3 protein-coding genes are annotated in these 3567 nt (G+C 64.7%); all 3 read left to right on the forward strand.

The features are described from left to right. The first annotated feature begins 161 nt into the window (after positions 1–161). Positions 162–1193, forward strand: a complete 1032-nt coding sequence (gene pyrC, locus ACRC1E_RS03725; RefSeq protein WP_438513765.1) for a dihydroorotase — start codon at positions 162–164, stop codon at positions 1191–1193. A gap of 261 nt (positions 1194–1454) precedes the next feature. After that, positions 1455–2543 (forward strand): efflux RND transporter periplasmic adaptor subunit, encoded by a 1089-nt coding sequence (locus tag ACRC1E_RS03730; RefSeq protein WP_438513766.1) that lies wholly within the window; start codon positions 1455–1457, stop codon positions 2541–2543. Further along, on the forward strand, positions 2540–3567 hold a 1028-nt coding region (locus tag ACRC1E_RS03735; protein WP_438513767.1), incomplete at its 3' end, for an efflux RND transporter permease subunit. The genes ACRC1E_RS03730 and ACRC1E_RS03735, both read left to right, overlap by 4 nt.

Genomic DNA, 3567 nt, shown 5'->3' on the forward strand with positions numbered 1-3567 from the left:
CGCCTCCCGAGTCCCGAGTCCCGAGTCCCGAGTCCCGAGTCCCGAGTCCCGAGTCCCGAGTCCCGAGTCCCGAGTCCCGAGTCCCGAGTCCCGAGTCCCGAGTCCCGAGTCCCCATTCTTCAAGCCTTCACAATTCCAACTCCCAACTCCGAGCGCTTCTTATGCATACCCTGACCCTGATCCGCCCCGATGACTGGCATCTGCATGTACGCGATGGCGAGGGCCTCGCCGCCGTTCTGCCCGACACCTGCCGGCAGATGGGCCGCGCCATCATCATGCCCAACCTCAAGCCGCCGGTGACTACGGTAGAACTGGCTGCCAGCTACCGCGCGCGTATTCTGGCTGCGCGTCCGGCCGGCTCGAACTTCGAGCCCCTGATGACGCTGTATCTGACCGACAATACCTCGCCCGATGAAATCCGTAAGGCGCGGGCCTGCGGTTTCGTGCACGGGGTCAAGCTGTATCCGGCCGGAGCCACCACCAACTCGGATGCGGGCGTAAGCTCGCTTGAGAAGGCGATGCCGGCACTGGAGGCGATGGCCGAAGTCGGCCTGCCGCTGTTGGTGCATGGCGAAGTGACCGACCCTGCCATCGATATTTTCGATCGCGAAGCGGTATTTATCGATCAGGTACTGGCACCGCTGCTGGTGCGCTTGCCCGGGCTGAAGGTGGTCATGGAGCACATCACCACGCAGCAGGCGGCCGAATTTGTCGCCGGCGCGCCGGCCAATGTCGCCGCCACCATCACCGCCCACCACCTGCTGATGAACCGCAATGCACTGTTTGTCGGCGGTATTCGCCCGCACCACTATTGCCTGCCGGTACTGAAGCGCGAAACTCACCGCCTGGCGCTAGTGACGGCAGCGACTTCGGGCAGTGCCAAATTTTTCCTCGGCACCGATAGCGCGCCGCATGCGCGTCACGCCAAGGAAAGCGCTTGTGGCTGTGCCGGCATGTATACGGCCCATGCCGCGATCGAGCTGTACGCCGAAGCCTTTGAGGCGGCCGGTGCACTGGACAAACTGGAAGCCTTCGCCTCGCTCAACGGCCCGGCTTTCTACGGCCTGCCGGTGAATGGCGACAGCATCACTCTGGTGAAGGAAGACTGGGTCGTGCCCGCCCTGCTGGCCTATGGTGACGACACGCTGGTGCCGCTGCGCGCCGGTGAAACGATAGGCTGGAAGATGGCGTAATACCCGGGATCGGGGACTCGGGATCAGGGATCAGGTGGCACTTGACGTGGCTGCGGTTTTTTCACCACGCTGAAATCGGCTCCCGGCTCCCGGCTCCCGGCTCCCGGCTCCCGGCTCCCGGCTCCCGGCTCCCGGCTCCCGGCTCCCGGCTCCCGGCTCCCGGCTCCCGGCTCCCGCCCTTTCATTAATAAGTGTTAAACCCCGCCGCAGTGTCACCGCGCTGACTTATCATGCATGTCAACTATTCAGCTGACTGCACCCATGAAATCCATCGCTTCTTTGCTGGCCTTGTGCCTGCTGGCTGCCTGTTCCGGCGGCGATAAATCTTCTTCTGCGCGCAAGGGGCCACCACCAGTGGCGGTCACCACCACCCAATTGGCGCTACAGCCGCTGGCGGAAACGGTGCGTGCCTGGGCCGAGGTCGAGGCGACCGCATCGCCGGATGTGGCGGCCGAAGTCAGCGGACGGGTGTCGCGGGTGCTGGTCGATGCCGGCCAGACGGTGCAGGCCGGCCAGGCCTTGGCCGAAATCGAGCCGGGTAATCTGAATGATGCGCGTCTGGCCGCCGAGGCCGAGGCCGCGCGCTATCAGGCGCTATTGGCCGAGCAGCAAGCCACGGTCAGCCGTAATCAGGCGCTGGTGAAGCAGGGCTTTATTTCTGCTGCGGCGCTGGATGCCTCGCTGGCACAGCGCGATGCACTGCAAAAACAGTTGTCGGCTGCCAAGGCGCAGGCCAGCAGCAAGGGGCGCGATGCGGCACGCGCGGTGATACGCGCACCGCTTGCCGGCGTGATCGAGGCCCGCGCCGTCAGCGCCGGTGATTACGTCAATCCGGGCAAGGTCGTGTTCAGTCTGAATGCATCCGGCAGCCGCCGCGTGCGGCTGGCGCTGGGCGGGGCGGCAGGGGACAGGCTGGCGCGCGGCATGGCGGTCACGCTCACGAGTGGCGGGCATAGCGTAAAAACCATGGTGAGCGAGGTGCGTGCCGGGCTGGATCCTGCCAGCCGCGCACGTATCGCGTGGGCAGACCTGCCGGCCGATGCGCCATGGCGGGTAGGCGATGCGCTGGATGCCGATATCCAGTTGGCTAGCCGCGACGCGCTGGCGCTACCGGCGCAGGCGGTGGTGGCACGCCCGGGCGGGCAGGTGGTGTATCTGGTAGACGGCGGCAAGGCGGCCGAGCGCAAGGTCGTGACCGGCATGAATAGTGACGGCAAGCTTGAAATCGTCTCCGGCCTGAACGCCGGTGCCACCGTGGCTGTCGATGGTGCCGGCTTCCTCGCCGATGGCGCTGCCGTGCGTGATGCGGCGGCAACTGGCAAGCCGGCAGGCAAGGGAGCGGGCGCATGAGCTGGATCGCCTTGTTTATCCGCCGCCATGTGCTGAGTTTCGTACTGTCGGCCGTGATCGTGCTGTTCGGCGTGGTGGCTTACCAGAAGATAGGCGTCGATCGTTATCCGGATATCGAACAACCGGTATTGACGGTGACCACCTCGCTGGATGGTGCGACGCCGGCGGTGATGGACCAGAGTGTGACCCAGGTGATCGAGTCGGCACTCAATAGTGTGCCCGGTATTGATACGCTGGAGTCGACTTCCAGCCCGGGGCGCTCGCAGGTCAAGCTGACCTTCAATCTGGACAAGGACATCGACGTTGCCTTCAACGAGGTGCAGTCCAAACTGGAGCGTGCCCGGCGCCGCTTGCCGGATGAGGCCGACGCGCCGGTGGTGTCCAAGACCGATGCGGGTGCCAGCCCCATCATGTGGCTGACGCTGACCGGAGAGCGTACCGAGCGCGACCTGTACCAGTTCGCCAATAACGTCGTGCGCAAGCAGCTGGAGTCTATCGATGGCGTCGGCGAGGTGGCGGTGCGCGGGCGTGGCGAGCGGGTGATCCGTATCGAGCTGCAGCCACAGCAACTAGCGGCTTACAAGCTGTCGGCACAGGACGTGAAGGATGCACTCAAGCGCGAGCATCGTCAGGATGCCGGTGGTTATCTGGAAGCCGGTCCGAAAGAGTTTCTGGTCGATCTGGATCAGGAATTCCACTCGGTGTCGGCGCTTAAGGGCCTGGTGATAGGCTGGCGTGGCGAGGCACCGGTGAAGCTTGCCGACGTGGCGCAGGTGATAGACGGCGAGGGCGATGTGCGCAGCCTTGCGCGGCGCAACGGCGAGCCGGCGGTCACTATCGGCATCTCGCGTATTCCCAATACCAATACCGTGGCCATTGCCGATGAAGTGTTGCGCCGGCTGGATACGCAGATCCGTCCTACCCTGCCGCCGGGCCTGCAACTGGTCGTGACCTCGAATACCGCCAGCTTCATCAACGAGATGGTGGGCGCGCTCAAGGACCATCTGTTCGAGGGCACTTTGCT

The sequence above is a fragment of the Craterilacuibacter sp. genome, assembly GCF_051659485.1.
In the GTDB taxonomy this organism is placed as follows: Bacteria; Pseudomonadota; Gammaproteobacteria; order Burkholderiales; family Chromobacteriaceae; genus Craterilacuibacter.

Excerpts from the sequence above, each read along its gene's own strand:
- pyrC (WP_438513765.1), top strand. The coding sequence starts at position 162 with ATGCATACCCTGACCCTGATCCGCCCCGATGACTGGCATCTGCATGTA.
- ACRC1E_RS03730 (WP_438513766.1), top strand. The coding sequence starts at position 1,455 with ATGAAATCCATCGCTTCTTTGCTGGCCTTGTGCCTGCTGGCTGCCTGT.